The 22,656-nt window shown below is 71.3% G+C and carries 25 protein-coding genes; 18 read left to right on the top strand and 7 right to left on the bottom strand.

Translation table 11 applies throughout. The features are described 5' to 3' along the window. The first annotated feature begins 8 nt into the window (after positions 1-8). Positions 9-542 carry a tRNA (adenosine(37)-N6)-threonylcarbamoyltransferase complex ATPase subunit type 1 TsaE gene (tsaE, locus tag ABT001_RS16175; protein WP_351277375.1) on the top strand — a complete coding sequence of 178 codons (534 nt, stop codon included), beginning with the start codon at positions 9-11 and terminating at the stop codon, positions 540-542. A 194-nt stretch (positions 543-736) separates the two neighbouring features. Further along, a complete protein-coding gene (locus ABT001_RS16170; RefSeq protein WP_351277373.1) occupies positions 737-922 on the top strand; it encodes a hypothetical protein in 186 nt (61 codons plus the stop codon). Positions 923-969: 47 nt separating this feature from the next. On the opposite strand, the gene ABT001_RS16165 is transcribed toward ABT001_RS16170, so the two are convergent. Next, positions 970-1,509 carry a hypothetical protein gene (locus ABT001_RS16165; RefSeq protein ID WP_351277592.1) on the bottom strand — a complete coding sequence of 180 codons (540 nt, stop codon included), beginning with the start codon at positions 1,507-1,509 and terminating at the stop codon, positions 970-972. A 206-nt stretch (positions 1,510-1,715) separates the two neighbouring features. Between ABT001_RS16165 and tsaB the strand changes: the two genes are divergently transcribed. The 7 genes from tsaB to ABT001_RS16130 all read left to right on the top strand — a co-directional run bounded on the left by tsaB (position 1,716) and on the right by ABT001_RS16130 (position 5,849). Continuing rightward, positions 1,716-2,363, top strand: coding sequence for a tRNA (adenosine(37)-N6)-threonylcarbamoyltransferase complex dimerization subunit type 1 TsaB (gene tsaB, locus ABT001_RS16160; RefSeq protein ID WP_351277590.1), 648 nt, complete (start codon positions 1,716-1,718; stop codon positions 2,361-2,363). After that, the gene (gene rimI / locus ABT001_RS16155; RefSeq protein ID WP_351277370.1) at positions 2,360-2,851 is read left to right on the top strand and encodes a ribosomal protein S18-alanine N-acetyltransferase; all 492 of its coding nucleotides are present in this window, start codon (positions 2,360-2,362) and stop codon (positions 2,849-2,851) included. The genes tsaB and rimI overlap by 4 nt, the downstream gene beginning before the upstream one ends. Further along, a complete protein-coding gene (gene tsaD / locus ABT001_RS16150) occupies positions 2,851-3,951 on the top strand; it encodes a tRNA (adenosine(37)-N6)-threonylcarbamoyltransferase complex transferase subunit TsaD (protein WP_351277367.1) in 1,101 nt (366 codons plus the stop codon). The genes rimI and tsaD overlap by 1 nt, the downstream gene beginning before the upstream one ends. Next, on the top strand, positions 3,948-4,217 hold the full coding sequence (locus ABT001_RS16145) for a hypothetical protein (protein ID WP_351277364.1): 270 nt from the start codon (positions 3,948-3,950) through the stop codon (positions 4,215-4,217). Before tsaD ends, ABT001_RS16145 begins: the two co-directional genes overlap by 4 nt. A 101-nt stretch (positions 4,218-4,318) precedes the next feature. After that, on the top strand, positions 4,319-4,780 hold the full coding sequence (locus tag ABT001_RS16140) for a VOC family protein (protein WP_351277361.1): 462 nt from the start codon (positions 4,319-4,321) through the stop codon (positions 4,778-4,780). Positions 4,781-4,867: 87 nt separating this feature from the next. Next, positions 4,868-5,140 carry a DUF1876 domain-containing protein gene (locus tag ABT001_RS16135; RefSeq protein ID WP_351277358.1) on the top strand — a complete coding sequence of 91 codons (273 nt, stop codon included), beginning with the start codon at positions 4,868-4,870 and terminating at the stop codon, positions 5,138-5,140. 58 nt (positions 5,141-5,198) lie between these two features. Beyond that, positions 5,199-5,849, top strand: a complete 651-nt coding sequence (locus ABT001_RS16130) for a hypothetical protein (protein WP_351277356.1) — start codon at positions 5,199-5,201, stop codon at positions 5,847-5,849. Here the strand turns inward: ABT001_RS16130 and ABT001_RS16125 are convergent, their stop codons facing one another. Next, complete coding sequence (locus ABT001_RS16125; protein WP_351277353.1) at positions 5,850-7,073, bottom strand: THUMP-like domain-containing protein; 1,224 nt, start codon at positions 7,071-7,073, stop codon at positions 5,850-5,852. It lies immediately after the preceding gene. Positions 7,074-7,163: 90 nt separating this feature from the next. Here ABT001_RS16125 and ABT001_RS16120 point away from each other — a divergent pair, with 90 nt between their 5' ends. The 3 genes from ABT001_RS16120 to groL all read left to right on the top strand — a co-directional run bounded on the left by ABT001_RS16120 (position 7,164) and on the right by groL (position 10,456). After that, complete coding sequence (locus ABT001_RS16120; protein WP_351277351.1) at positions 7,164-8,123, top strand: polysaccharide deacetylase family protein; 960 nt, start codon at positions 7,164-7,166, stop codon at positions 8,121-8,123. Positions 8,124-8,424: 301 nt separating this feature from the next. After that, positions 8,425-8,733, top strand: a complete 309-nt coding sequence (gene groES / locus ABT001_RS16115) for a co-chaperone GroES (protein ID WP_003966899.1) — start codon at positions 8,425-8,427, stop codon at positions 8,731-8,733. Between the two features lie 97 nt (positions 8,734-8,830). After that, positions 8,831-10,456: a chaperonin GroEL gene (groL, locus tag ABT001_RS16110; RefSeq protein ID WP_351277348.1), complete on the top strand. Its 1,626-nt coding sequence runs from the start codon at positions 8,831-8,833 to the stop codon at positions 10,454-10,456. A 77-nt stretch (positions 10,457-10,533) separates the two neighbouring features. On the opposite strand, the gene ABT001_RS16105 is transcribed toward groL, so the two are convergent. Together ABT001_RS16105 and ABT001_RS16100 are read right to left on the bottom strand one after the other, a co-directional pair. Next, the gene (locus ABT001_RS16105) at positions 10,534-11,307 is read right to left on the bottom strand and encodes an SDR family NAD(P)-dependent oxidoreductase (RefSeq protein WP_351277345.1); all 774 of its coding nucleotides are present in this window, start codon (positions 11,305-11,307) and stop codon (positions 10,534-10,536) included. A 78-nt stretch (positions 11,308-11,385) separates the two neighbouring features. Beyond that, positions 11,386-12,066, bottom strand: a complete 681-nt coding sequence (locus ABT001_RS16100) for an MOSC domain-containing protein (RefSeq protein WP_351277343.1) — start codon at positions 12,064-12,066, stop codon at positions 11,386-11,388. 82 nt (positions 12,067-12,148) lie between these two features. Here ABT001_RS16100 and ABT001_RS16095 point away from each other — a divergent pair, with 82 nt between their 5' ends. Then, the gene (locus tag ABT001_RS16095; RefSeq protein WP_351277341.1) at positions 12,149-13,039 is read left to right on the top strand and encodes a LysR family transcriptional regulator; all 891 of its coding nucleotides are present in this window, start codon (positions 12,149-12,151) and stop codon (positions 13,037-13,039) included. A 96-nt stretch (positions 13,040-13,135) separates the two neighbouring features. Here ABT001_RS16095 and ABT001_RS16090 read toward each other — a convergent pair whose 3' ends face one another. Then, complete coding sequence (locus ABT001_RS16090; protein WP_351277339.1) at positions 13,136-13,465, bottom strand: WhiB family transcriptional regulator; 330 nt, start codon at positions 13,463-13,465, stop codon at positions 13,136-13,138. A gap of 423 nt (positions 13,466-13,888) precedes the next feature. On the opposite strand from ABT001_RS16090, the gene ABT001_RS16085 reads away from it, so the two are divergent. The 4 genes from ABT001_RS16085 (at position 13,889) to ABT001_RS16070 (ending at position 18,361) form a co-directional block, all read left to right on the top strand. Then, the gene (locus ABT001_RS16085; RefSeq protein WP_003948568.1) at positions 13,889-14,500 is read left to right on the top strand and encodes a response regulator transcription factor; all 612 of its coding nucleotides are present in this window, start codon (positions 13,889-13,891) and stop codon (positions 14,498-14,500) included. 428 nt (positions 14,501-14,928) lie between these two features. Then, positions 14,929-15,504, top strand: a complete 576-nt coding sequence (locus ABT001_RS16080) for a sigma-70 family RNA polymerase sigma factor (RefSeq protein ID WP_103514145.1) — start codon at positions 14,929-14,931, stop codon at positions 15,502-15,504. A gap of 125 nt (positions 15,505-15,629) precedes the next feature. Next, positions 15,630-17,132 (top strand): IMP dehydrogenase, encoded by a 1,503-nt coding sequence (gene guaB, locus ABT001_RS16075; RefSeq protein ID WP_351277336.1) that lies wholly within the window; start codon positions 15,630-15,632, stop codon positions 17,130-17,132. A gap of 104 nt (positions 17,133-17,236) precedes the next feature. Continuing rightward, positions 17,237-18,361 carry a GuaB3 family IMP dehydrogenase-related protein gene (locus tag ABT001_RS16070; protein WP_351277333.1) on the top strand — a complete coding sequence of 375 codons (1,125 nt, stop codon included), beginning with the start codon at positions 17,237-17,239 and terminating at the stop codon, positions 18,359-18,361. A 69-nt stretch (positions 18,362-18,430) separates the two neighbouring features. On the opposite strand, the gene ABT001_RS16065 is transcribed toward ABT001_RS16070, so the two are convergent. Beyond that, positions 18,431-19,066 (bottom strand): hypothetical protein, encoded by a 636-nt coding sequence (locus tag ABT001_RS16065; protein ID WP_351277330.1) that lies wholly within the window; start codon positions 19,064-19,066, stop codon positions 18,431-18,433. 113 nt (positions 19,067-19,179) lie between these two features. Beyond that, positions 19,180-20,442 (bottom strand): nucleotide sugar dehydrogenase, encoded by a 1,263-nt coding sequence (locus ABT001_RS16060; RefSeq protein WP_351277328.1) that lies wholly within the window; start codon positions 20,440-20,442, stop codon positions 19,180-19,182. A 253-nt stretch (positions 20,443-20,695) separates the two neighbouring features. On the opposite strand from ABT001_RS16060, the gene ABT001_RS16055 reads away from it, so the two are divergent. Further along, complete coding sequence (locus ABT001_RS16055; RefSeq protein WP_351277325.1) at positions 20,696-22,402, top strand: glycerol-3-phosphate dehydrogenase/oxidase; 1,707 nt, start codon at positions 20,696-20,698, stop codon at positions 22,400-22,402. Positions 22,403-22,656 lie beyond the last annotated feature (254 nt).

The following is a 22,656-nucleotide window of genomic DNA, read 5'->3' as shown; positions in this document are numbered from 1 at the left end:
TGGTCGGCATGGAAGCAGCGCACAACGGCCCGGTGACCGGCACCGCCGCACCGGGCACCGTCACCCTGGACGTCGCCGTGGAGTCCCCCGAAGAGATGAAGGAGCTGGGCCGCCGGATCGCCGGTGTCCTGGCCCCCGGCGACCTGGTGATGCTCACCGGCGAGCTCGGCGCGGGCAAGACGACGCTGACCCGCGGTCTCGGCGAAGGCCTCGGGGTACGCGGCGCCGTCACCTCGCCGACCTTCGTGATCGCCCGGGTCCATCCGCCGCTGGGCGAGGGCCCTGCCTTGGTCCACGTCGACGCGTACCGCCTGGGCGGCGGCCTCGACGAGATGGAGGACCTCGACCTCGACGTGTCGCTGCTGGAGTCGGTGATCGTCGTGGAGTGGGGTGACGGCAAGGTCGAGGAACTGTCGGAGGACCGGCTGCGGGTGGTGATCGACCGTGCCGTCGGTGACACGGACGACGAGCGCCGCACGGTGACGCTGATCGGCATCGGGGCGCGCTGGTCGAGGCTGGGCGCGGAGCTGGCGGCCCTCTGAGCGGGGGTTCGTCGGCGGGCGGCCCGCCCGGTTCCCGCCGTATCCAGGGTGCCGCCGACTCTTTCCGACAGGTCGTCGGTAAAATGTTGCGCGCGGGAGGCCCGGCGTGTTCCCATGGGTGCAGGGATTGGTTAGGTGTACCTAACTAGCGGGCGCGCCTGGCCACGCCCTTGGACGAAGCCCGAGGAGGCAGCATGCCTACGCCCGAGCGTGAAGTGCGGCCGCAGTCGTCGCAGGCGGAGCCGCCGTCGGTGTCCGCGGTGTCGATGAAGGACCTGCTGGCCTCCTGTGCGGCCGCCACGGCGGTGTCGACGCCGCCCCGCGACGAGCGGGCCGACGAGGACGACGACACAGAAGACGTGGGACGCGACGCGGCGTAGGCCTGCCGGCCTTCAGGGTTGGAACGCCCTCGGGGGGTACAACGCCCTCAGGGGACGACGACGACCTTCACGCCGACGGTGGCGAAGGTCCACAGCGCATTGCCGTCGGCCCGCTTCATGCGTACCCCGCCGGTCTTGATCGTGGGGTCGGGGCTGGCCATCGAGTTGTCCTGTGCGGCGCTGAAGCCCACCGACACGTCCTCCACGTTCGCGAAGCGCACCACGTGTTCGATCATGACGCCGTCCGAGCCCTTGATGCTGCCGGAACGCGAGGTCACGGCGTACGCGCCGGGCAGCGGGTTCACGGCGCTCGGCATGACGGTGAAGGTCCGGAGGGCCTTCTCCTGGTCGTCCACGATCCACACCCGGCGGTCCTTGAGCGCGTACACGACGCGGGCCCCCGTGTCGGAGTCCGCCGGGATCGCGAGCGGATCCTTCGTGGGCTTCGGCTTCGGCTCGGGCTTCGGGGAGGCCGAAGCCCCGGAGGGCGCTGCCGAGGGGGCGGCGACCGAGTCGGGCGCGTTCGCCGACGCCTGGTAGGCGAGGAAACAGACCGCGGCCACCGCCGCGGCAGTGAGCCCGGCCACGATTCCCGAGCTGCCCCTTGCCACCGTGAGGTCCCCTTTCACATGCAGTCCGTCTGCGTACCGTCGCATGTCGTACAAGCATTTATGTCGTACACGCGCGTATACCCGGCGACGGTACCAGCAGCGGAAGGGCAGACCGGGACGCTCCACGGGCGGCGATGGCCGAGTCGGCGGAGCCGTAGGCTGTTTGTGTGCTGCTGCTCGCCATGGATACCGCCACCCCCGCCGTCACCGTCGCCCTGCACGACGGGACCTCCGTCGTCGCCGAGACCGGCCAGGTCGACGCCCGGAGGCACGGGGAGCTGCTGCTGCCCGCCGTCGACCGGGTGCTCGCCGAGGCGGGGGTGAAGCTCGCCGCCGTGACCGACGTGGCCGTCGGGGTCGGCCCCGGCCCGTACACCGGGCTGCGTGTCGGCCTGGTCACCGCGGCGACCTTCGGTTCCGCCCTCTCCGTACCGGTGCACGGCGTGTGCACGCTCGACGCCCTCGCGTACGCCGCCGGCCGGGACGGCCTCGAAGGCCCGTTCGCCGTGGCGACCGACGCGCGCCGCAAGGAGGTCTACTGGGCGCGGTACGAGGACTCCCGCACCCGGGACGGCGAGCCCGCCGTCGACCGGCCCGCCGACGTCGCGGAGCGGCTAGCCGGGCTGCCCGTCGTCGGCGCGGGCGCGCTGCTCTATCCCGAGGCGTTCCCGGACGCCCGCGGCCCGGAACACGTCTCCGCCGGTGCGCTCGCCGCCCTGGCCGTCGACCGGCTGGCCTCGGGCGCCGCGCTGCTGCCGCCGCAGCCGCTCTATCTGCGCAGGCCCGACGCCCAGGTCCCGAAGAACTACAAGGTGGTCACCCCCAAGTGACCGCCACTACCGCTGTGCTCCGCGAGATGCGCTGGTGGGACATCGCGCCGGTGCTGGAGCTGGAACACGAACTGTTCCCCGAGGACGCCTGGTCGGCCGGCATGTTCTGGTCCGAACTGGCCCGCGCCCGGGGCCCCCGGGCCACCCACCGCTACGTCGTCGCCGAGGATCCCGCCGACGGCCGGATCGTCGGCTACGCGGGCCTCGCCTCGGCCGGCGACCTCGCCGACGTCCAGACGATCGCGGTCAGCCGCGGCCAGTGGGGCGGCGGCCTCGGCTACGAACTCCTGACCGACCTGCTCCGGCACGCCACCGCCTTCGAGTGCACCGCCGTGCTCCTGGAGGTCCGGGTCGACAACACCCGCGCGCAGAAGCTCTACGAACGCTTCGGGTTCGAACCCATCGGCTTCCGCCGGGGCTACTACCAGCCGGGCAACATCGACGCACTCGTCATGCGCCTGACCGTACAAGGAACAGAGACAGACTGATGGCTGACGAACCGCTCGTACTCGGTATCGAGACCTCCTGCGACGAGACCGGCGTCGGTGTCGTGCGCGGGACGACGCTCCTCGCCGACGCCGTCGCGTCCAGCGTCGACACGCACGCCCGCTTCGGCGGAGTCGTCCCGGAGATCGCCTCCCGCGCCCACCTGGAGGCGATGGTCCCCACCATCGAACGCGCTCTGAAGGACGCCGGGATCAGCGCCCGTGACCTCGACGGCATCGCGGTCACGGCGGGTCCCGGGCTCGCCGGGGCGCTACTCGTCGGCGTATCGGCCGCCAAGGCGTACGCGTACGCGCTGGACAAGCCGCTCTACGGGGTCAACCACCTCGCCTCGCACATCTGCGTCGACCAGCTGGAGCACGGCCCGCTGCCCGAGCCGACGATGGCGCTGCTGGTGAGCGGCGGGCACTCCTCGCTGCTGCTCGCCCCCGACATCACGAACGACGTACGGCCGCTCGGCGCGACCATCGACGACGCGGCGGGCGAGGCCTTCGACAAGATCGCACGGGTGCTGGACCTCGGCTTCCCCGGCGGGCCGGTCATCGACCGGCTGGCCAAGGAGGGGAACCCGAAGGCGATCGCTTTCCCGCGCGGCCTGAGCGGCTCGCGTGACCCCGCGTACGACTTCTCCTTCTCCGGCCTCAAGACGTCCGTGGCGCGCTGGATCGAGGCGAAGCGCGCGGCCGGTGAGGACGTGCCCGTACGGGACGTGGCGGCGTCCTTCCAGGAGGCCGTGGTGGACGTCCTCACCCGCAAGGCCGTCCGGGCCTGCAAGGACGAGGGCGTCGACCACCTGATGATCGGCGGCGGCGTCGCGGCCAACTCGCGGCTGCGGGCGCTCGCCGAGGAGCGGTGCGAGAAGGCGGGCATCCGGCTCCGGGTCCCGAGGCCCGGGCTGTGCACGGACAACGGGGCCATGGTCGCCGCGCTCGGCGCGGAGATGGTGGCGCGCAACCGACCGGTCTCCGACCTGGACCTCTCGGCGGACTCCTCGCTGCCGGTCACGGAGCCGCATGTGCCGGGTGTTCACGCGCACGGCCACGACCACGTGCACGAGATCAGCAAGGACAACCTGTACTCATGACCGTCACCCTGATGTGGGAGGCCCGCGCCACCGAGGGCCGGGGCGCGGAGCTGCTGGAGTGGGCCCGGTCCCGGACGGCCGAGCTGGCCCGGGAGCCGCTGCGCAGCGAGCTGCTGCGCGCCCCGCAGGACCGGGTGCTGGTCCTGACCTGGTGGGAGGCGGCGTACGAGGACGAGCTGCCCGAGCTGCCGGAGCCGGAGGCCGGGCTGACCAGCCGCCCGGTCCACCGGTGGCGTTTCGAGTCCCTGGGTCCGGCGGACGGCTGAGAGGGTCCGTGCCGCCGCGGGTCACGATGAGTTTCCGGCGCGGGGGAGGTCTACCTTTCACAGCGTCCTGAGACGCACCGGACCGTGTGAGGAGAGAGACCATGCAGAAGATCAGGCCCTGTCTCTGGTTCGACCACCAGGCCCAGGAGGCCGCCGAGTTCTACGTCTCGGTCTTCGGCGGTGATTCCCGCATCGTGGACACCACCCGGTGGACCGAGGGGTCGCCGAACGCGGGTTCGGTGCTGACCGTCGACTTCCTCCTGGCCGGCCAGGAGTACATCGCTCTCAACGGTGGCCCGGAGTTCACCTTCTCCGAGGCCGTCTCCCTGTCCGTCGACTGCGGGTCGCAGGAGGAGGTGGACCGGTTCTGGGACGCCCTCACCGAAGGCGGTGAGGAGAGCGTGTGCGGGTGGCTGAAGGACAGGTACGGGATGTCCTGGCAGATCGTCCCGCGGGTGCTGCCCGAGCTGCTCGCGGGCCCCGACACCGCCCGCGCCGGCCGGGTGATGAAGGCGATGACGGGCATGCGGAAGCTCGACGTCAAGGCACTCCAGGAGGCCTGAGCGGGGGCGCCCGGGCCCGTGGCGCACGCCGTGCGCGGGCAGCGGAACGGGCGCACCCTGGAAGCAGGAATCCGGGAGGTGACCGACATGATGGAGACCACGGTCGGATGGCACATCGAGCTGGAATTCGAGGAGGACACCCACCGCACCCGCGCGGCCGCGATGGTGCGGCTGAGTGACGGGACCGAGGTGCGGGCCCACGGATACGCCAGCCGTCACCCCTCCGACGCGGAGCAGCCGAGGGTGGGCGAGGAGATCGCGGGCGCCCGGGCGCTCAACGAGCTCGCGATGAAGCTGCTCACCAAGGCGCACGACGAGATCGACGAGGCGTCCGGCCGCACGTCGTATCCGCTGGCCTGACCCCCGCGGGCCGTACGACCGCCGGAGGGCGGCGCGCGCACTCGATACTGTCTGGGCCATGACCGATCGTTCGCCGCTTCCGCCGCCGCCCCCGCCCGTGGAGATACGTACGTGGCCCGACCGCGACGCCCTGGTACGGGACCGGGCGTCGATCCTGGGCGAGCTGGTGCGGTTGTTCATCGGCCCCGCGAGGCTCGGGGCCCTGTTGATGTGGGCCGGGATCGCGGCGCTCGGCTGGTCGCTCGCGGGTGCGGCGTTCCTGATGTTCGAGGACGCCTACGACGCGCTGGGCATGGTTCCGGGCGTCATCTGCCTCGCCGTCAGCGCCGCCGTACTGATCCCGGCGGCCGTCTTTCTGGCGACCGGCGTGGCCAGGGACGCGCGGGTCCACCGGCTCCTCGTGGAGTGGGGCGGGCTGGACCGCGACCCGGTGGGGGATCTGACGCTGCGCAGGCCGCGGGCGAGCCTGGCCTGGATGCTGACGTCGTCCGTGCTCTGCGCGGTGGGCCTGTTCGGCTGCGTGGCCGTCCCGGCGACCGCCCGCGCGGGCCAGGAGACGTACGGCCTGGTGGCCTGGCTGATGGGGCTCGGGTTCCTCGCCTGGCTGACCGGGCTGACCGGGCTGGTGAAGGCGTTCGCCCACCGGCGCTGGGTGCTGCGGGTGCTCCTCGGGGTGCCGGCGGACCCGCTGGTCCGGGTGGACGGCTGATCAGGGCCGCCGCACCGGCTGTCCGATCAGCATCGTCGGGGCCCCGGCCACCCGGGTCAGGAAGACGGTGGCGGCGTTCGGCCCCTGGAGCTTCATCTTCCTCCGCAGCTCCTCCGGTTCGACCGGCGAGCCACGCTTCTTGACGGTCAGCACGCCAACCTGACGCTCCCTCAGCAGCGCTTTGAGCTTCTTCATGTGGAAGGGCAGCTGATCGGTGATCTCGTACGAGGCCGTGGCATCCGAGGCGTAGGGCGCGTCGCTCGTGACGTACGCGATCGTCTCGTCGACCAGCCTGCCCTCGCAGCTCTCCACGACGAGGGCCACCAGATGGGCGCGGATCACGGCGCCGTCCGGCTCGTGGAGGTAGCGGCCGACGGGGCCGACCGGCGGGGCGGGGAGCGGGCCGTCGGAGACGAGTGTCGTGCGCGACGGGAGCAGCGTGGCCCGGAAGGCGCCGGGGGCGAAGCCCTCGCCGAACCAGAGCACGGCTTCCTTCACGTCGCCGCCGTCCGAGATCCACTCGGCCTCGGCCCGTGGCTCGATCGCCTCGTGCGGAACACCGGGGGCGATCTTCAGCGCGGCCCGGGGGGCCTTCAGCGCCGCCTCGGTCGCCCAGGAGAGCGGTGGTGAATAGGCCTCGGGGTCGAAGATCCTGCCCCGCCCGCCGCGTCGCGCCGGGTCGACGAAGACCGCGTCGTACGGGGAGGTGTCGATCTCCGTGACATCGGCGCACCGCACCTCGACGAGGTCCTGGAGGCCGAGCGCCTCGGCGTTGGCGCGGGCGACCTCGGCGGTGAGCGGGTCGCGGTCCACGGCCAGGACCGAGATGCCCGCCCGTGCCAGGGCGATGGCGTCGCCGCCGATGCCGCAGCACAGGTCGGCCACGCTGCGCACGCCGAGCTCCGCGAACCGTCCGGCGCGGTAGCCGGCGACGGAGGTGCGGGTCGCCTGTTCCACGCCGTCGGGGGTGAAGAACATGCGGTAGGCGTCCGCCGCCCCGAACTTCGCGACCGCGCGCTGCCGCAGCCGTGCCTGGCCGAGCGCCGCCGAGACGAGGGCGGCGGGGTGCGTGCGGCGCAGCCGGGTCGCGGTCGCCAGCTCCCGGGCGGGGTCGTGGTCGCGGAGCTCGTCCAGGAGCGCCGCGCCCTCCGGGGTGCGCAGGGCGGCGAAGGCGGTGAGCGGGTCGGCGGGGTCGGCCTGATCGGCGGGGGGAAGGGCGTTCACGCGTCCATTGTGAGCCAGCCGGGGGACCCGGCGGGCCCGCCGGAGGTGTCGCGGGAGGCGGCCGGTGACCCGGTGGCAGGATGCGGCGCCATGCAGCTAGTACGACAAACAGAAAAATCCACCACGAAGCACCGCGGAACGGTCTGCGCGATCCTGGTGGCCCTGCTCGCCGGAGCCGCCGCGTCCGGATGCGCCGGCGGTGGCGTGGACGACGCCGCCGTGCGCCAGGGACCCGCCGCCGGGCAACCGGGAGCCGCCGCCCCTCCGGGAGCCCCGGCCCCTCCGGCGGGCCCCGCCGCCGCCGCTGCCGAGGCGGAGCGGAAGCAACGGGAGCAGGCGGCCCGTGTCGCCGCCGCGAAGAGATGGGGCCTGGCGAAGGTCCCGCTCACCGCCCCTCCACCGCCCGCCGTGCGGCCCCGCATCACGACCCGGGAGGGGTTCGAGGTGGAGGGCGGGGAGTCGCTCCCGCCGGTCTTCACCACGGTCCCCACCAAGGAGCGCGTCGTCTTCCTGACGATCGACGACGGGGCGGAGAAGGACCCCGAACTGCTGCGGATGATGACGGAGCTGAAGATCCCGTACAGCGCCTTCCTCAGCGACTACGTGGTGAGTGACGACTACGACTACTTCAAGGACATGCAGGCCCGGGGGGTCACCCTCAGCAACCACACGCTCAACCACCGCTACCTCCCGGGGCTTTCGGCGGCCGAGCAGCGGCGGGAGATCTGCGGCGAGCAGGACGTCATCGAGAAGCGCTTCGGGAAGCGGCCCACCCTCTTCCGGCCGCCGTACGGCAACTACAACGGCGACACCCTGCGCGCCGCCAAGTCCTGCGGCATCACGGCGGTGCCCCTGTGGGCCGCCGAGGCGTTCCCCGACCACATGGAGTGGCGCGAGTGGGACCAGGACCTGCACCCGGGCGACATCATCCTCACCCACTTCCGAGGGCGTGAGGACTGGGAGGGATCCATGGCCGACATGGTCCGCCGCGTCATGAAGACGGTCACGGACAAGGGGTACGCCGTGGCCAGGCTGGAGGACTACGTCTGAGCGGAGCGGCCCGCGCGAGGGTGACTCCGTGTCGCCGGAACGGAGCCGGAACACCGCGGCGGTCTCCCGCGTTGTCCGGGCGTGCGCCGGTTCCACGACGCCACGCGAGGGTGGTGAATTGGCACTCCGCTTGACCGAGTGCTAACCGCGGTCATAGTGTCAGTGCTGGCACTCCCCAAGGGAGAGTGCCAGCACCACTGCGCGACAGGGCAGGTCCGGCACCCGCGACGACGGATCGGTCCGGTCGGGCATCCCACAGACTGTTAAACCCCGTGAGATCTCCGAAGGGGGAGACCGGATCGTGTCGACCACCAGCTCCAAGGTTGCGATCAAGCCGCTCGAGGACCGCATTGTGGTCCAGCCGCTCGACGCCGAGCAGACCACGGCTTCCGGCCTGGTCATTCCGGACACCGCCAAGGAGAAGCCCCAGGAGGGCGTCGTCCTGGCCGTGGGCCCGGGCCGCTTCGAGAACGGCGAGCGCCTTCCGCTCGACGTCAAGACCGGCGATGTCGTTCTGTACAGCAAGTACGGCGGCACCGAGGTGAAGTACAACGGCGAGGAGTACCTCGTCCTCTCGGCGCGCGACGTTCTCGCGATCGTCGAGAAGTAATTCACCCACGTTTGCTTCTGTTCTGCGCCCCTGGCCCCCGCGAAATAACTAGCCGGGCGGCGAGGGGCGCAGTTCGTTTGAGAGGACAGCTCAGCCCATGGCGAAGATCCTGAAGTTCGACGAGGACGCCCGTCGCGCCCTTGAGCGCGGCGTCAACAAGCTTGCCGACACGGTGAAGGTGACGATCGGCCCGAAGGGCCGCAACGTCGTCATCGACAAGAAGTTCGGCGCTCCCACCATCACCAACGACGGTGTCACCATCGCGCGCGAGGTCGAGCTCGACGACCCGTACGAGAACCTCGGTGCCCAGCTGGTGAAGGAGGTGGCGACCAAGACCAACGACGTGGCGGGTGACGGCACCACCACCGCCACCGTGCTCGCCCAGGCCCTCGTCCGCGAAGGCCTGCGCAACGTCGCCGCGGGCGCGTCCCCGGCCGCCCTGAAGAAGGGCATCGACGCCGCCGTGAAGGCCGTGTCCGAGGAGCTCCTCGCGACCGCCCGCCCGATCGACGACAAGGCCGACATCGCCGCCGTGGCCGCGCTCTCCGCGCAGGACCCGCAGGTCGGCGAGCTCATCGCGGACGCGATGGACAAGGTCGGCAAGGACGGTGTCATCACCGTCGAGGAGTCCAACACCTTCGGTCTGGACCTCGAGTTCACCGAGGGCATGGCCTTCGACAAGGGGTACCTGTCCCCGTACATGGTGACCGACCAGGAGCGTATGGAGGCCGTCCTCGACGACCCGTACATCCTGATCCACCAGGGCAAGATCGGCTCCATCCAGGAGCTGCTCCCCCTCCTGGAGAAGGTCATCCAGGCCGGTGCCTCCAAGCCGCTCCTGATCATCGCCGAGGACGTCGAGGGCGAGGCGCTCTCCACCCTCGTCGTCAACAAGATCCGTGGCACCTTCAACGCCGTCGCGGTGAAGGCCCCGGGCTTCGGTGACCGCCGCAAGGCCATGCTCGGTGACATCGCCACCCTCACCGGTGCGACCGTCATCGCCGAGGAGGTCGGCCTCAAGCTCGACGGCGCCGGTCTCGACGTGCTGGGCACCGCCCGCCGCGTCACCATCTCCAAGGACGACACGACCATCGTCGACGGCGGCGGCAACTCCGCCGACGTCAAGGGCCGCGTCAACCAGATCAAGGCCGAGATCGAGGCCACGGACTCCGACTGGGACCGCGAGAAGCTCCAGGAGCGCCTCGCGAAGCTGGCCGGCGGCGTGTGCGTGATCCGTGTCGGTGCCGCCACCGAGGTGGAGCTCAAGGAGAAGAAGCACCGTCTGGAGGACGCCATCTCCGCGACCCGCGCCGCGGTCGAGGAGGGCATCGTCTCCGGTGGTGGCTCCGCTCTGGTCCACGCCGTCAAGGTCCTCGAGGGCAACCTCGACAAGACCGGCGACGAGGCCACGGGTGTCGCGGTCGTGCGCCGCGCCGCCGTCGAGCCGCTCCGCTGGATCGCCGAGAACGCGGGCCTCGAGGGCTACGTCATCACCTCGAAGGTTGCCGAGCTCGACAAGGGCCAGGGCTTCAACGCCGCGACCGGCGAGTACGGCGACCTGGTGAAGGCCGGCGTCATCGACCCGGTCAAGGTCACCCGCTCCGCCCTGGAGAACGCCGCGTCCATCGCGTCGCTGCTGCTCACGACCGAGACCCTGGTCGTCGAGAAGCCGGCCGAGGAAGAGGCCGACGCCGGTCACGGCGGCCACGGCCACTCGCACTAGTACGGCTCCGTACGCCACCGAGGCCCGGTACCCCCGTCGCGGGGGCACCGGGCCTCGGTGCGTCCGCCGTGCTCCGCCTACTTCGGGCCGTACGTCCGGCCCGCGCGGGAGGTGACTCCGCCGAGGAGGCCCCGGGGCGTCAGCTTCACCAGTCCCATCAGGGTCTTGTAGCGCGGGTCCGGGATCGACACGGACCTGCCCCGGGCCAGGTCCGCCAGGGCCGCGGCCACCAGCTTGTCCGCGTCGAGCCACATCCAGTCCGGGATGTTGCCCGTCCCCATCCCGGCACGCTCGTGGAACTCGGTCCGAACGAAGCCGGGGCACAGCGCCATCAGCCGCACCCCCGAACCCGCCAGGTCCTTCGCCGCGCCCTGGGTGAACTGGACGACCCACGCCTTCGACGCCCCGTACGTCCCCCGCGGCAGGAACGCCGCGACGGAGGCCACATTGACCACCCCTCCGCGACCACGTTCCCGCATGGAGCCCGCCGCGGCGGAGGTCAGCCGGAGCACCGCCTCGCAGTGGACCTTCAGCATCGTCAGCTCATCGGCCATCGAGACGTCCAGATAACGCCCCTTGTTGCCGAAACCGGCGTTGTTCACCAGCAGGTCGACAGGGCTCACCCGGTCCGTCAGGCGTGCGGCGACCGCCTCGATCCCGGCGTCCGTGGACAGGTCGGCCGTCAGCACCTCGGCCTCGATGCCGTGTCCGTCGTGCAGCTCCGTGGCCTGGGCCCGCAGCCGCTCGGTGTCCCGGGCCACCAGCACCAGATTGTGCCCGTCACTCGCGAGCCGCCGTGCGAAGGCGGCCCCGATCCCCGCCGTCGCGCCCGTAATCAGTGCAGTCGTCATAGGCGGCACGTTAGTGCCCCGCGCGCAGGGCGGCCGACCCGCCTTCTCCGCCGGGCCGGGACACCGCTCTCCGCTCCGTCAGGACGCGGTCGGGGCACCGTGCTCCGCCGCGTACGCCCGAGCCGCGCGCAGGGTCTCCGCGTGCAGCGCGTCACCGGCGTCGAGCAGGCGGGGCAGCAGTTCCCGCCGGGTGGTCGTCGCCCGGAACTCCAGGGCCGCCGTGATGTCGTGATCGGGCACGTGCACCACCTCGACCGGATCACCGGAACGGATCGTCCCCGGCTCGATCACCCGGAGGTACGCGCCCGTGGCCCCCTCCTGGGTGAACCGCTTCACCCAGCCCCGCTCGCCCAGGTGGCCCGCGAACGTACGGCACGGAATGCGGCCCGACGTCACCTCCAGGACCAGCTCGTCACCGATCCGCCAGCGTTCCCCGATCCGGGCGTGGCTCACGGTGACACCGAGGGTCGTCAGGTTCTCGCCGAACGCACCGTTGGGCAGGGGCCGGCCGAGCTGCTTCTCCCAGGCGTCGAGCTCCTCGCGGGCGTACGCGTACACCGCCTGGTCCGTGCCGCCGTGGTGGCGCAGGTCGCACACGGCGTCACCGGCGAGACCGCTGCCGCCGCTGCCCTTGGGGCCGGGGTCGGTCACGTGTACGGGGCCGTCGGACGGCTGCTTGCCGATCCCGGTGAGGCTGTCGGCCGCGTCGGAGTGCGCGGAGGGCGTGGGGCGGCCGAGATTCACGGTGAGCACCTTCATAACGGAACAGGCTAACCGCGAGATCCCCAAAGCCGCTCATGATTATTCGACCGGGGATGCAAGAGTCGCTTATGGTTGATGGGTGATCGAAGCTCGTCATCTCCGTGTCCTGCGCGCCGTGGCCACCACCGGTTCGTTCTCCGCCGCCGCGCGGGAGCTGGGCTGCACCCAGCCTGCCGTCAGTCAGCAGATGAAGGCCCTGGAGGGATCCGCGGGCACTCCGCTGCTGATCCGTACGGGGCGCGAGATGCGGCTCACCCAGGCGGGAGAGGCGCTGGTGCGCCACGCCTCCGGGATCCTCGCGGGGCTGACCGCCGCCGAGGAGGAGGTCGCCGCGATCGCCGGGCTGCGGGCCGGCCGCGTACGGCTCGTGTCGTTTCCGAGCGGGAGCTCCACGCTGGTCCCCGGCGCACTCGCCGCGCTGCGCGCCGCGCACCCCGGCACCCAGGTCTCGCTCGTCGAGGCGGAACCGCCGCGCTCGGTGGAGATGCTGCGCGACGGCGACTGTGACATCGCCCTGGCCTTCCGCTACGGGAACGTCGGCGGGGAGTGGGACGACCTGGTCGTCCGTCCGCTGCTCAAGGACCGGCTCATCGGGCTGGTCCCGGAGGGCCACCGGCTCGCCGGGGCGGAGGCGGTGGGCATCGGGGAGCTGGCCGACGAGCCGTGGATCGCCGGCTGCCCGCGCTGTCGTCGCCAGCTGGTGGAGGTGTGCGAGGAGTCCGGCTTCACTCCGCGCATCGACTTCGCCACGGACGACTACCCGGCGGTGATCGGGCTCGTCGGGGCGGGCCTCGGCGTCGCCGTCCTGCCCGGGCTTGCCCTCGAATCCGTACGTCCCAAGGGGGCGTGCACCGTGATGGTGGAGCCGGCCGTGGAGCGGGAGGTCGTCGCCCTCACCCTGTCCGACCTCGCCCGGGTTCCGGCGGTGGCGGCGACCCTGGACGAGCTGTCACGGGCAGCCGCACGCTGACCGGCCCTCGCGTCCACGGCCGGCCTTCGCCTCGGTGTCCGGCGACGGGCCCGCTGACGAGGAAACGTTTCAGCGCTCGATGGGCCGTGTGAGGTCTCAGGTGTGGTCGGCCTCCGGCGGCGGTCCCGTGTGGGCGGAGATCAGACGGTTGCGGGCGCGGCCCATGAGTTCTTCGCGCTCGTCCTCGGTCAGGCCGCCCCATACGCCGTAGGGCTCCCGTACCGCGAGTGCGTGCGCCGCGCACTCGGCGCGCACCGGGCAGCGCATGCAGACCTCCTTGGCCGAGGTCTCACGGGCGCTCCGGGCTGCTCCACGTTCCCCTTCGGGATGGAAGAACAGCGAGCTGTCGACCCCGCGGCAGGCGGCCAGCAGCTGCCAGTCCCACAGGTCCGCGTTGGGTCCGGGAAGGCGGGAGAAATCTGCCATTGCGTGTCCCCTCGAAACCTTGCTGGTTCGGAAACGGCATCCACGACCGTCGGTGCTCATCGGTGACCGGAGTCCCGACCGTACATCTACGGTGTTAGTAGATGTAAATATGACTGATTGCGAATCTAGCCCCAGACGCCAGCAAAAGGGAAGAAAACCCGCTAAATGGGGCAGGTCACTATGAGGGGATTCGGTTGACGGGTGAATGACCCCGTGTCGCTCTCCTGTGTGAGCGCCCCCTCACTTAGAGTGCCGAACCGGATGCTTTGGCCCGTAACTCTTTCGAGTGACCGTCGTTGTTGAGGGGGAGGCGGTTGACGGAGATCGAGCTCGGGCAGATGTCCGAGGGGGTCAACCGCACAGGTGACGACTTGTATCAGCCTGGAGGCTCAAGGTGACGCGCATCAGCTGCGGAGGACGGTCATGACATCCGTCCTCGTCTGCGACGACTCCCCGCTCGCCCGAGAAGCGCTCCGCCGCGCGGTTGCGACCGTGCCCGGCGTCGAGCGTGTGACGACTGCGGCCAACGGTGAGGAAGTCCTCCGCCGCTGGGGGGCCGACCGTTCGGATTTGATTCTGATGGACGTACGCATGCCCGGGCTGGGGGGTGTGGAGACGGTCCGGCGGCTGCTCTCGGCGGACCCCGGAGCCCGGATCATCATGCTCACCGTCGCCGAGGACCTGGACGGCGTCGCGCTCGCGGTCGCCGCCGGTGCCCGCGGCTACCTGCACAAGGACGCCTCGCGTGCCGAGCTGCGTGCGACCGTGACCCAGGCTCTCGCCGACCCGACCTGGCGGCTCGCGCCGCGCCGGCTGCGGTCCGCCGAGATGGGCGCGGCGCCGACGCTCACCGCGCGGGAGATCCAGGTGCTGGAGGGGATGAGCCACGGGCGTTCCAACGCCGAGATCGGGCGCGAGCTGTTCCTCTCCGAGGACACGGTGAAGACCCACGCGCGGCGCCTGTTCAAGAAGCTCGGCGCCTCGGACCGTGCGCACGCCGTCGCGCTCGGATTCCGCTGGGGTCTGGTCCGATGACGCCGCTACGCGGCCGGTAGCCGTGCGTTCCCGTCCGTGAGCCTGCGGACGGGGCGACGGTGGCGGCGGACCTGCGGCCGGGCCCTCCCTACCAGCGCTGTGTGACGCTTCCTGGCCGATGCCGCATCCTTGGGGTGGTGGAGTTCCTCGGGGAACATTCGGTCGAGCGGAAGGGGAGGGCGCAGGACATGACATCCGGCGCACCCGCTCACAACGCCGGCGACGCACGAGCCGGCGCACACGGTGGTGGTTCCGGCGCAATCGCCGGCCGCCCTGACGCACCCGCTGACCCTGTTCCGGTCGCACCCGCTGACCAAGGTCCGGTCGCACCCGCTGATCGTGCTCCGGTCGCACCCGCTGATAACGCTTCGGTGCACAACCCGGGACGCGGTGCCTCGGATCGGACGGCCTCAGGGCACCATGGTCCGATGCGTGAGGACGGGACGACGGTGATCGGTGCTCTGGTGCACCGCGCCGTCGACGGCGACGCGCAGGCCACCCATGACCTGCTGGCCCACGTACACCCCCTCGCTCTGCGCTACTGCAGGTCCCGGCTGAGCCGACTGCCCGGTGATGCCCGTCACTTCGTGGAGGACCTCGCTCAGGAGGTCTGCGTGGCGGTACTGATGGCGCTGCCGCGCTACAAGGACACCGGCAGACCCTTCGAGGCCTTCGTGTTCGCCATCGCGGGGCACAAGGTCGCAGACCTCCAGCGCGCCGCGATGCGGCACCCCGGATCCACGGCCGTGCCCTCCGACGAGATGCCGGAGCGGCCCGACGACTCACTCGGCCCCGAGGAGCGGGCGCTGCTCAGCAGCGACGCGGCCTGGGCCAAGAAGCTCCTGGCCAATCTGCCGGAGAACCAGCGCGAGCTGCTGGTCCTCCGGGTCGCGGTCGGGCTGACCGCCGAGGAGACCGGGCAGATGCTCGGGATGTCCCCGGGGGCGGTCCGGGTCGCCCAGCACCGTGCACTGAGCAGGCTGCGGGCCCTCGCGGGTCAGTGACGATCTCCCCGGCGGTGTGGAGGAAGCCACAGAACCGCCAGGTGATCTTGTTCGTGGAATGAGACGCCCCGCGAGGCCGTTAGCATGGACATCCGCACCGATCAAGGCCATTTGGGGAAGGTGTCATGACTGCAAACGTCGACGGAGTGCCCGAGAAGTTCGCGACGCTCGGGCTGACATACGACGACGTGCTACTGCTGCCGGGCGCCTCCGCGGTTCTGCCCAACGCGGTCGACACCTCGTCCCTCATCTCGCGCAACGTGCGAGTGAACATCCCGTTGCTGTCGGCCGCCATGGACAAGGTGACCGAGGCTCGGATGGCCATCGCCATGGCCCGCCAGGGCGGCGTGGGCGTGCTGCACCGCAACCTCTCGATCGAGGACCAGGTGAACCAGGTCGACCTGGTCAAGCGGTCCGAGTCCGGGATGGTCACCGACCCGATCACCGTGAACCCCGACGCCACACTCGGCGAGGCGGACGCGCTCTGCGCGAAGTTCCGCATCAGCGGGGTGCCGGTCACCGACCCCGCGGGCAAGCTCCTCGGCATCGTGACCAACCGTGACATGGCCTTCGAGTCGGACCGGGCGCGCCAGGTGCGCGAGGTCATGACGCCGATGCCGCTGGTCACCGGTCGGGTCGGCATCTCCGGCGTGGAGGCCATGGAGCTGCTGCGCCGCCACAAGATCGAGAAGCTGCCGCTGGTCGACGACGCGGGCATCCTCAAGGGCCTCATCACGGTCAAGGACTTCAAGAAGGCCGAGCAGTACCCGAACGCCGCCAAGGACGCCGAAGGCCGTCTGCTGGTCGGCGCCGCGGTCGGGGCCAGCCCCGAGGCGCTGGACCGTGCGCAGGCGCTCGCGTCCGCCGGGGTCGACTTCCTGATCGTCGACACCTCGCACGGACACAACAGCAACGCCCTCGACTGGATGGCGAAGATCAAGTCGAGCGTCGGCATCGACGTCATCGGCGGCAACGTCGCCACCCGCGACGGCGCCCAGGCGCTGATCGACGCCGGTGTCGACGGCGTGAAGGTCGGCGTCGGTCCCGGCTCGATCTGCACCACCCGCGTGGTCGCCGGCATCGGGGTCCCGCAGGTCACCGCGATCTACGAGGCCGCGCTCGCCGCGCGTGCCGCGGGTGTCCCGGTGATCGGTGACGGCGGCCTCCAGTACTCCGGTGACATCGGCAAGGCGCTCTCCGCCGGTGCGGACAGCGTGATGCTGGGCAGCCTCCTCGCGGGCTGCGAGGAGTCGCCGGGCGAGCTGATGTTCATCAACGGCAAGCAGTTCAAGTCGTACCGGGGCATGGGCTCGCTGGGCGCCATGCAGTCCCGCGGACAGGGACGGTCGTACTCCAAGGACCGTTACTTCCAGGCCGAGGTGTCCTCCGACGACAAGCTCGTACCCGAGGGCATCGAGGGCCAGGTGCCCTACCGCGGCCCGCTGGCCAACGTCCTCCACCAGCTGGTCGGCGGCCTCCGTCAGACCATGGGTTACGTCGGTGCGGCGTCCGTGGACGAGATGGAGAGCAAGGGCCGCTTCGTCCGGATCACCTCGGCGGGCCTCAAGGAGAGCCACCCGCACGACATCCAGATGACGGTCGAGGCGCCGAACTACAGCAGGAAGTAACACGTCGACGCAGCTGAGGGGCGGACCGGAGTTCCCGGTACCGCCCCTCATGCACGTGTCGGGGATACTGGTCAGCGCAGACGTAGAGGGAAAGGCCACACATCGTGACTGAGATCGAGATCGGGCGCGGCAAGCGCGGCCGCCGGGCTTACGCATTCGACGACATCGCTGTCGTGCCGAGCCGCCGCACCCGGGACCCGAAGGAGGTCTCGATCGCCTGGCAGATCGACGCCTACCGTTTCGAGCTGCCGTTCCTGGCCGCCCCCATGGACTCGGTGGTCTCCCCGCAGACCGCCATCCGCATCGGTGAGCTGGGCGGCCTCGGCGTCCTCAACCTCGAGGGGCTGTGGACCCGGCACGAGGACCCGCAGTCGCTCCTCGACGAGATCGCCGAGATGCCCGTCGAGGCCGCCACCCCGCGGCTCCAGGAGATCTACTCCGCCCCCATCCAGGAGGAGCTGATCGGCCGGCGCATCAAGGAGGTGCGCGACTCCGGTGTCGTCACCGCCGCCGCGCTGTCGCCGCAGCGCACCGCGCAGTTCTCCAAGGCGGTCGTCGACGCGGGCGTGGACATCTTCGTCATCCGCGGCACGACGGTCTCCGCCGAGCACGTGTCCGGTGCGGCCGAGCCGCTCAACCTGAAGCAGTTCATCTACGAGCTGGACGTCCCGGTCATCGTCGGTGGCTGCGCCACCTACACCGCCGCACTCCACCTGATGCGCACCGGCGCGGCCGGTGTCCTCGTGGGCTTCGGCGGCGGCGCCGCGCACACCACGCGCAACGTCTTCGGCATCCAGGTCCCGATGGCGACCGCGGTCGCCGATGTGGCCGGGGCCCGCCGTGACTACATGGACGAGTCCGGCGGCCGGTACGTGCACGTCATCGCGGACGGTGGCGTCGGCTGGTCCGGCGACATCCCCAAGGCCGTCGCCTGCGGCGCGGACGCCGTGATGATGGGCTCCCCGCTGGCCCGTGCCACGGACGCGCCCGGCCGTGGCCGGCACTGGGGCATGGAGGCCGTCCACGAGGACGTGCCGCGCGGCAAGCTGGTCGACCTGGGCTCCGTCGGCACGACCGAGGAGGTCCTGACCGGTCCCTCGCACAGCCCCGACGGCTCGATGAACATCTTCGGCGCGCTGCGCCGGGCGATGGCCACCACGGGTTACAGCGACCTCAAGGAGTTCCAGCGCGTCGAGGTGACGGTGGCGGACTCGCAGCACCGCCGCTGACCGCCCTCGCCGTACGCGCGACGGCCCGGACCACAGTGGTCCGGGCCGTCGCGCGTGTGCCGTCGGGTGTCAGCCGGCGCGCCTGGCGCCGCCGAAGGCGGCCACCGGGCCCAGGAGGAGGAAGAGGTACGTCATGAAGTCGGCCTCCTCCTTCCAGATGTCGAAGACGTCACCGAAGTGGTCGAAGAAGACCTCGGTGAAGCCGACGCCCAGGCCGTCCGCGAGGATCATCGACATGCCGATGAGCTGGCCGAAGAAGACCGCGACCAGGGAGAAGACGACACCCGCGCCGAGGACGGCGGGGTTGGAGCCGCCGACCTTGCTCCCGACGAAGCCGGTCAGGAAGCCGACGCCGATGGCCGCGTAGCCGACCTCACGCTCGATGGACCCGGCGAGGACGCCGTAGAGGACGGCGGCCACGAGCGCGGCGCCGAGGGCGGCCAGCACACCGAGGCCGACCTTGTTGCCGGCTGCCTGCGGGGCGGGCGGGAACGGGCCGCCGGCGAACTGTCCGCCGCCGAACTGGCCGGGCTGCTGGACCTGCTGGCCGAACGGGTTGCCCGTCGGAGCGCCGGGCTGCTGGCCCTGCTGCTGACCCGCGTAGGGGTTGCCGGGCTGCTGCTGTGCCGCGTACGGGTTGCCGTCGGCGGGCTGACCGCCGTAGGGCTGCTGCGGCGGGTTCGGCGGCTGTACGGGCTGGCTCATGATCGTGTTCCCCCTGGGACGTACGCACTGGTGCGCGAGAAGTGACGCCGCAGGCTAGCAGCCCGCGCCGACAGGGCCCACCGGTAATCCCGGCGGGCCCTCCCCGGCGGGCGTCACAGTCGGTGTGCGGCCCCCGCCGGGGTCGCTCCCCGGGTGTCCAGGAGGAGCTGGGCCTTCACCGCGAGGCCCTGGAGGTCGTACGTCCGGTGGTGCTGGAGGAGCACCGTCAGATCGGCTCCGGCGGCGGCCTCGTAGAGGGAGTCGGCGCGCGGGACCGGCAGGTCGCGCACCCGCCAGTCCAGGACGTGCGGGTCGTGGTAGCCGATCTGGGCACCCATGTCCATCAGCCGGGTCGCGATCTCACGGGCGGGCGAGGCTTCCTGGTCGGCGAGGTCCGGCTTGTACGTGACGCCGAGCAGCAGGACTCTGGCTCCCCGGACGGACTTGCCGTGCTCGTTCAGCAGGGTCGCGCAGCGCTGGATGACGTAGCTGGGCATCCGGTCGTTGATCTCCTTGGCCAGCGAGACCATGCGCAACGGGTGGCCGGGCGTGCGCGAGTTGTACGGGAAGTAGCCGGGGTCCACCGGGGCGCCGTGGCCGCCGACACCGGGGCCGGGGCGGAACGGCTCGAAGCCGAACGGCTTGGTCTCGGCGCACCTGATGACGTCCCAGAGGTCGACGCCGAGGTCGTGGCAGAGCACCGCCATCTCGTTGACCAGGGCGATGTTGACGTGCCGGAAGTTGGTTTCGAGGACCTTCGTCATCTCCGCCTCGCGGGGTCCGCGGGCCCGGACGACCTTGTCGGTGAGGCGCCCGTAGAAGGCGGCGGCCGATTCGGTGCAGGCGGGGGTGAGGCCGCCGATGACCTTCGGGGTGTTGCCGTACACATGGGTGCGGTTGCCGGGGTCGAGGCGGCCGGGGGAGTGGGCCAGGTGGAAGTCCCTCCCGGCGCGCAGCCCGGAGCCCTCCTCCAGCAAGGGGCGCACGACGTTCTCGGTGGTGCCGGGCGGCACGGCCGATTCCACCAGGACGGTGGTGTGCGGCCGCAGCCGGGCGGCGAGGGCCCGTGCCGCGTCGGTCACCGCGCCGAGGTCGAGGGTGCGGTCCGGCCCCAGCGGGGTGGGCGCGCAGATCGCGGCGGTGCGCACCCGGCCCAGTTCGGCCGGGTCGGCGGTGGGCCGGAAGCCGCCCGCGACCATGCGGCGGATGTCGGAGGCGCTGAGGGATCCCTCGACCGGCGTACGGCCCGCGGAGAGTTCGGCGTAGGGGCGTGGGTCGGTGTCGTAACCGACGGTGTGGATTCCCACGCCGACGGCTGCTTGGGCGAGGGGCAGGCCGAGGTGACCGAGTCCGATGACGGCGAGGTCTGCGGGCATGTGGGCCGTCCTTTCCCTAAGGCCAAGAGACAGAAAGCGCAACCGCTGTGGACAGCGCTATGTCAGACTAGGCGTAAATATGACCTATATGTCGGATTCTGTGGCTCCGGTGGGGCGGGTGTTGTCCACAGGCGGTGGCTGAAGTCGCGGACCGCGGACAGAATCGAGGGGTGGGCACGGGCGCCCGGCCCCTCGGCCGGTCCCCGCCCCGTGCCGTACCACCCCGATGCACCGGGACTACCGGGAGGCAGCAGTGAGGACAGCGACACTGGGACCCGCGGAGCGCGCCGAGGCGCTGACCGCGATGGCCGAGCGCGAACTGGACGTGCTGGTCGTGGGAGCGGGCGTGGTCGGCGCCGGGACCGTGCTGGACGCGGCCACCAGAGGACTCTCGACCGGACTGGTCGAGGCGCGCGACTGGGCGTCCGGCACGTCCAGCAGGTCGAGCAAGCTGATCCACGGCGGGCTGCGCTACCTGGAGATGCTGGACTTCGCGCTCGTACGGGAGGCGTTGAAGGAGCGCGGGCTGCTGCTGGAGCGGCTGGCACCGCACCTGGTGAAGCCCGTTCCCTTCCTCTATCCGCTGCGGCACAAGGGCTGGGAGCGGCTGTACGCCGGCTCGGGCGTCGCTCTGTACGACGCGATGTCGGTGTCCTCGGGCCACGGCCGCGGGCTGCCCGTGCACCGGCACCTCTCCCGCCGCCACGCCCTGCGGGTCGCCCCCGCGCTCAAGAAGGACGCCCTGGTCGGAGCCCTGCAGTACTACGACGCACAGATGGACGACGCCCGCTATGTGGCGACCCTGGTGCGCACGGCAGCCGGCTACGGCGCGCACGTCGCCAACAGGGCGCGGGTGACCGGCTTCCTGCGGGAGGGCGAGCGGGTCGTCGGCGCCAGGGTGCGGGACGTCGAGGGTGGCGGGGAGTACGAGGTCAGGGCCAAGCAGGTGGTCAACGCGACCGGGGTGTGGACGGACGACACCCAGGCGCTGATCGGCGAGCGCGGACAGTTCCACGTCCGGGCATCGAAGGGCATCCACCTCGTCGTGCCCAAGGACCGCATCCACTCCTCGACCGGGCTCATCCTGCGGACCGAGAAGTCCGTGCTCTTCGTGATCCCGTGGGGGCGGCACTGGATCATCGGCACGACCGACACCGACTGGGACCTGGACAAGGCCCATCCGGCGGCCTCCAGCGCCGACATCGACTATCTGCTCGAACACGTGAACTCGGTGCTGAACACCCCGCTGGGCCGGGACGACGTCGAGGGTGTCTACGCCGGGCTCCGCCCCCTGCTCGCCGGCGAGTCGGACGCCACGAGCAAGCTCTCGCGGGAGCACACGGTGGCCCATCCTGCGCCCGGGCTCGTCGTCGTCGCGGGCGGCAAGTACACGACGTACCGGGTGATGGCGAAGGACGCCGTCGACGAGGCGGTGCACGCGCTGGACCAGCGGGTGGCGGAATGCGTCACGGAGGACGTCCCGCTGCTGGGCGCCGAGGGCTACCGCGCCCTGTGGAACGCCCGCGCCAGGATCGCCGCCCGCACCGGCCTGCACGTCGCCCGGGTGGAACACCTGCTCAACCGGTACGGCTCGATGACCGAGGAACTCCTGGACCTCGTCCGGGGCGACTCCTCGCTGGGTGAACCGCTGGCGGGCGCCGAGGACTACCTGCGGGCCGAGGTCGTCTACGCCGCCTCCCACGAGGGCGCCCGGCATCTCGACGACGTCCTGACCCGGCGCACCCGGATCTCCATCGAGACCTTCGACCGGGGCACCCGCTGCGCCCGGGAGTGCGCGGACCTGATGGCGACGGTGCTCGGCTGGGACACGGGCCAGGTCGAACGTGAAGTGGAGCACTACCGCAAGCGGGTGGAGGCGGAGCGGGAGTCCCAGCGGCAGCCGGACGACCTGACGGCCGACGCGGCACGGCTGGGGGCGCCGGACATCGCGCCGCTCTGAGGGTGAGGGGTGGTCAAGGGCGGTCCGGCGGGCAGCACTCCGCCGCCGAAGTGGCCGCGGTGGCGTTCGGTGTACGGGGAGTACGCGCCGAACGCCGCTTTTCCACGGGTGAACATTGCCTTCCACGGCACCAGGTGTGGTTCGCTGGGCAGACACACGCTCCGCACGGCGAGCGGAGCCGACGCCGGTGGGCGGCGGGGGCAGCGCCCCGGTCGATCGGCGTGGCGGGGTGTTCCCTCCTCCGGTCACATCAC

It is taken from the genome of Streptomyces sp. NPDC002793, from assembly GCF_040295485.1.
In the GTDB taxonomy this organism is placed as follows: domain Bacteria; phylum Actinomycetota; class Actinomycetes; order Streptomycetales; family Streptomycetaceae; genus Streptomyces.
The sequence above is the reverse complement of the archived record's forward strand: the minus strand, read 5'-3'. Positions and strand labels throughout refer to the sequence as shown.

Excerpts from the sequence above, each read along its gene's own strand:
- ABT001_RS16100 (WP_351277343.1), bottom strand. The coding sequence starts at position 12,066 with ATGAAGGTGCTCACCGTGAATCTCGGCCGCCCCACGCCCTCCGCGCAC.
- tsaE (WP_351277375.1), top strand. The coding sequence starts at position 9 with ATGGAAGCAGCGCACAACGGCCCGGTGACCGGCACCGCCGCACCGGGC.
- groL (WP_351277348.1), top strand. The coding sequence starts at position 8,831 with ATGGCGAAGATCCTGAAGTTCGACGAGGACGCCCGTCGCGCCCTTGAG.
- ABT001_RS16130 (WP_351277356.1), top strand. The coding sequence starts at position 5,199 with ATGACCGATCGTTCGCCGCTTCCGCCGCCGCCCCCGCCCGTGGAGATA.
- ABT001_RS16135 (WP_351277358.1), top strand. The coding sequence starts at position 4,868 with ATGATGGAGACCACGGTCGGATGGCACATCGAGCTGGAATTCGAGGAG.
- ABT001_RS16120 (WP_351277351.1), top strand. The coding sequence starts at position 7,164 with ATGCAGCTAGTACGACAAACAGAAAAATCCACCACGAAGCACCGCGGA.
- ABT001_RS16065 (WP_351277330.1), bottom strand. The coding sequence starts at position 19,066 with ATGAGCCAGCCCGTACAGCCGCCGAACCCGCCGCAGCAGCCCTACGGC.
- guaB (WP_351277336.1), top strand. The coding sequence starts at position 15,630 with ATGACTGCAAACGTCGACGGAGTGCCCGAGAAGTTCGCGACGCTCGGG.
- tsaB (WP_351277590.1), top strand. The coding sequence starts at position 1,716 with ATGGATACCGCCACCCCCGCCGTCACCGTCGCCCTGCACGACGGGACC.
- ABT001_RS16170 (WP_351277373.1), top strand. The coding sequence starts at position 737 with ATGCCTACGCCCGAGCGTGAAGTGCGGCCGCAGTCGTCGCAGGCGGAG.
- ABT001_RS16140 (WP_351277361.1), top strand. The coding sequence starts at position 4,319 with ATGCAGAAGATCAGGCCCTGTCTCTGGTTCGACCACCAGGCCCAGGAG.
- ABT001_RS16080 (WP_103514145.1), top strand. The coding sequence starts at position 14,929 with ATGCGTGAGGACGGGACGACGGTGATCGGTGCTCTGGTGCACCGCGCC.
- ABT001_RS16090 (WP_351277339.1), bottom strand. The coding sequence starts at position 13,465 with ATGGCAGATTTCTCCCGCCTTCCCGGACCCAACGCGGACCTGTGGGAC.
- ABT001_RS16060 (WP_351277328.1), bottom strand. The coding sequence starts at position 20,442 with ATGCCCGCAGACCTCGCCGTCATCGGACTCGGTCACCTCGGCCTGCCC.
- ABT001_RS16105 (WP_351277345.1), bottom strand. The coding sequence starts at position 11,307 with ATGACGACTGCACTGATTACGGGCGCGACGGCGGGGATCGGGGCCGCC.
- tsaD (WP_351277367.1), top strand. The coding sequence starts at position 2,851 with ATGGCTGACGAACCGCTCGTACTCGGTATCGAGACCTCCTGCGACGAG.
- ABT001_RS16145 (WP_351277364.1), top strand. The coding sequence starts at position 3,948 with ATGACCGTCACCCTGATGTGGGAGGCCCGCGCCACCGAGGGCCGGGGC.
- ABT001_RS16085 (WP_003948568.1), top strand. The coding sequence starts at position 13,889 with ATGACATCCGTCCTCGTCTGCGACGACTCCCCGCTCGCCCGAGAAGCG.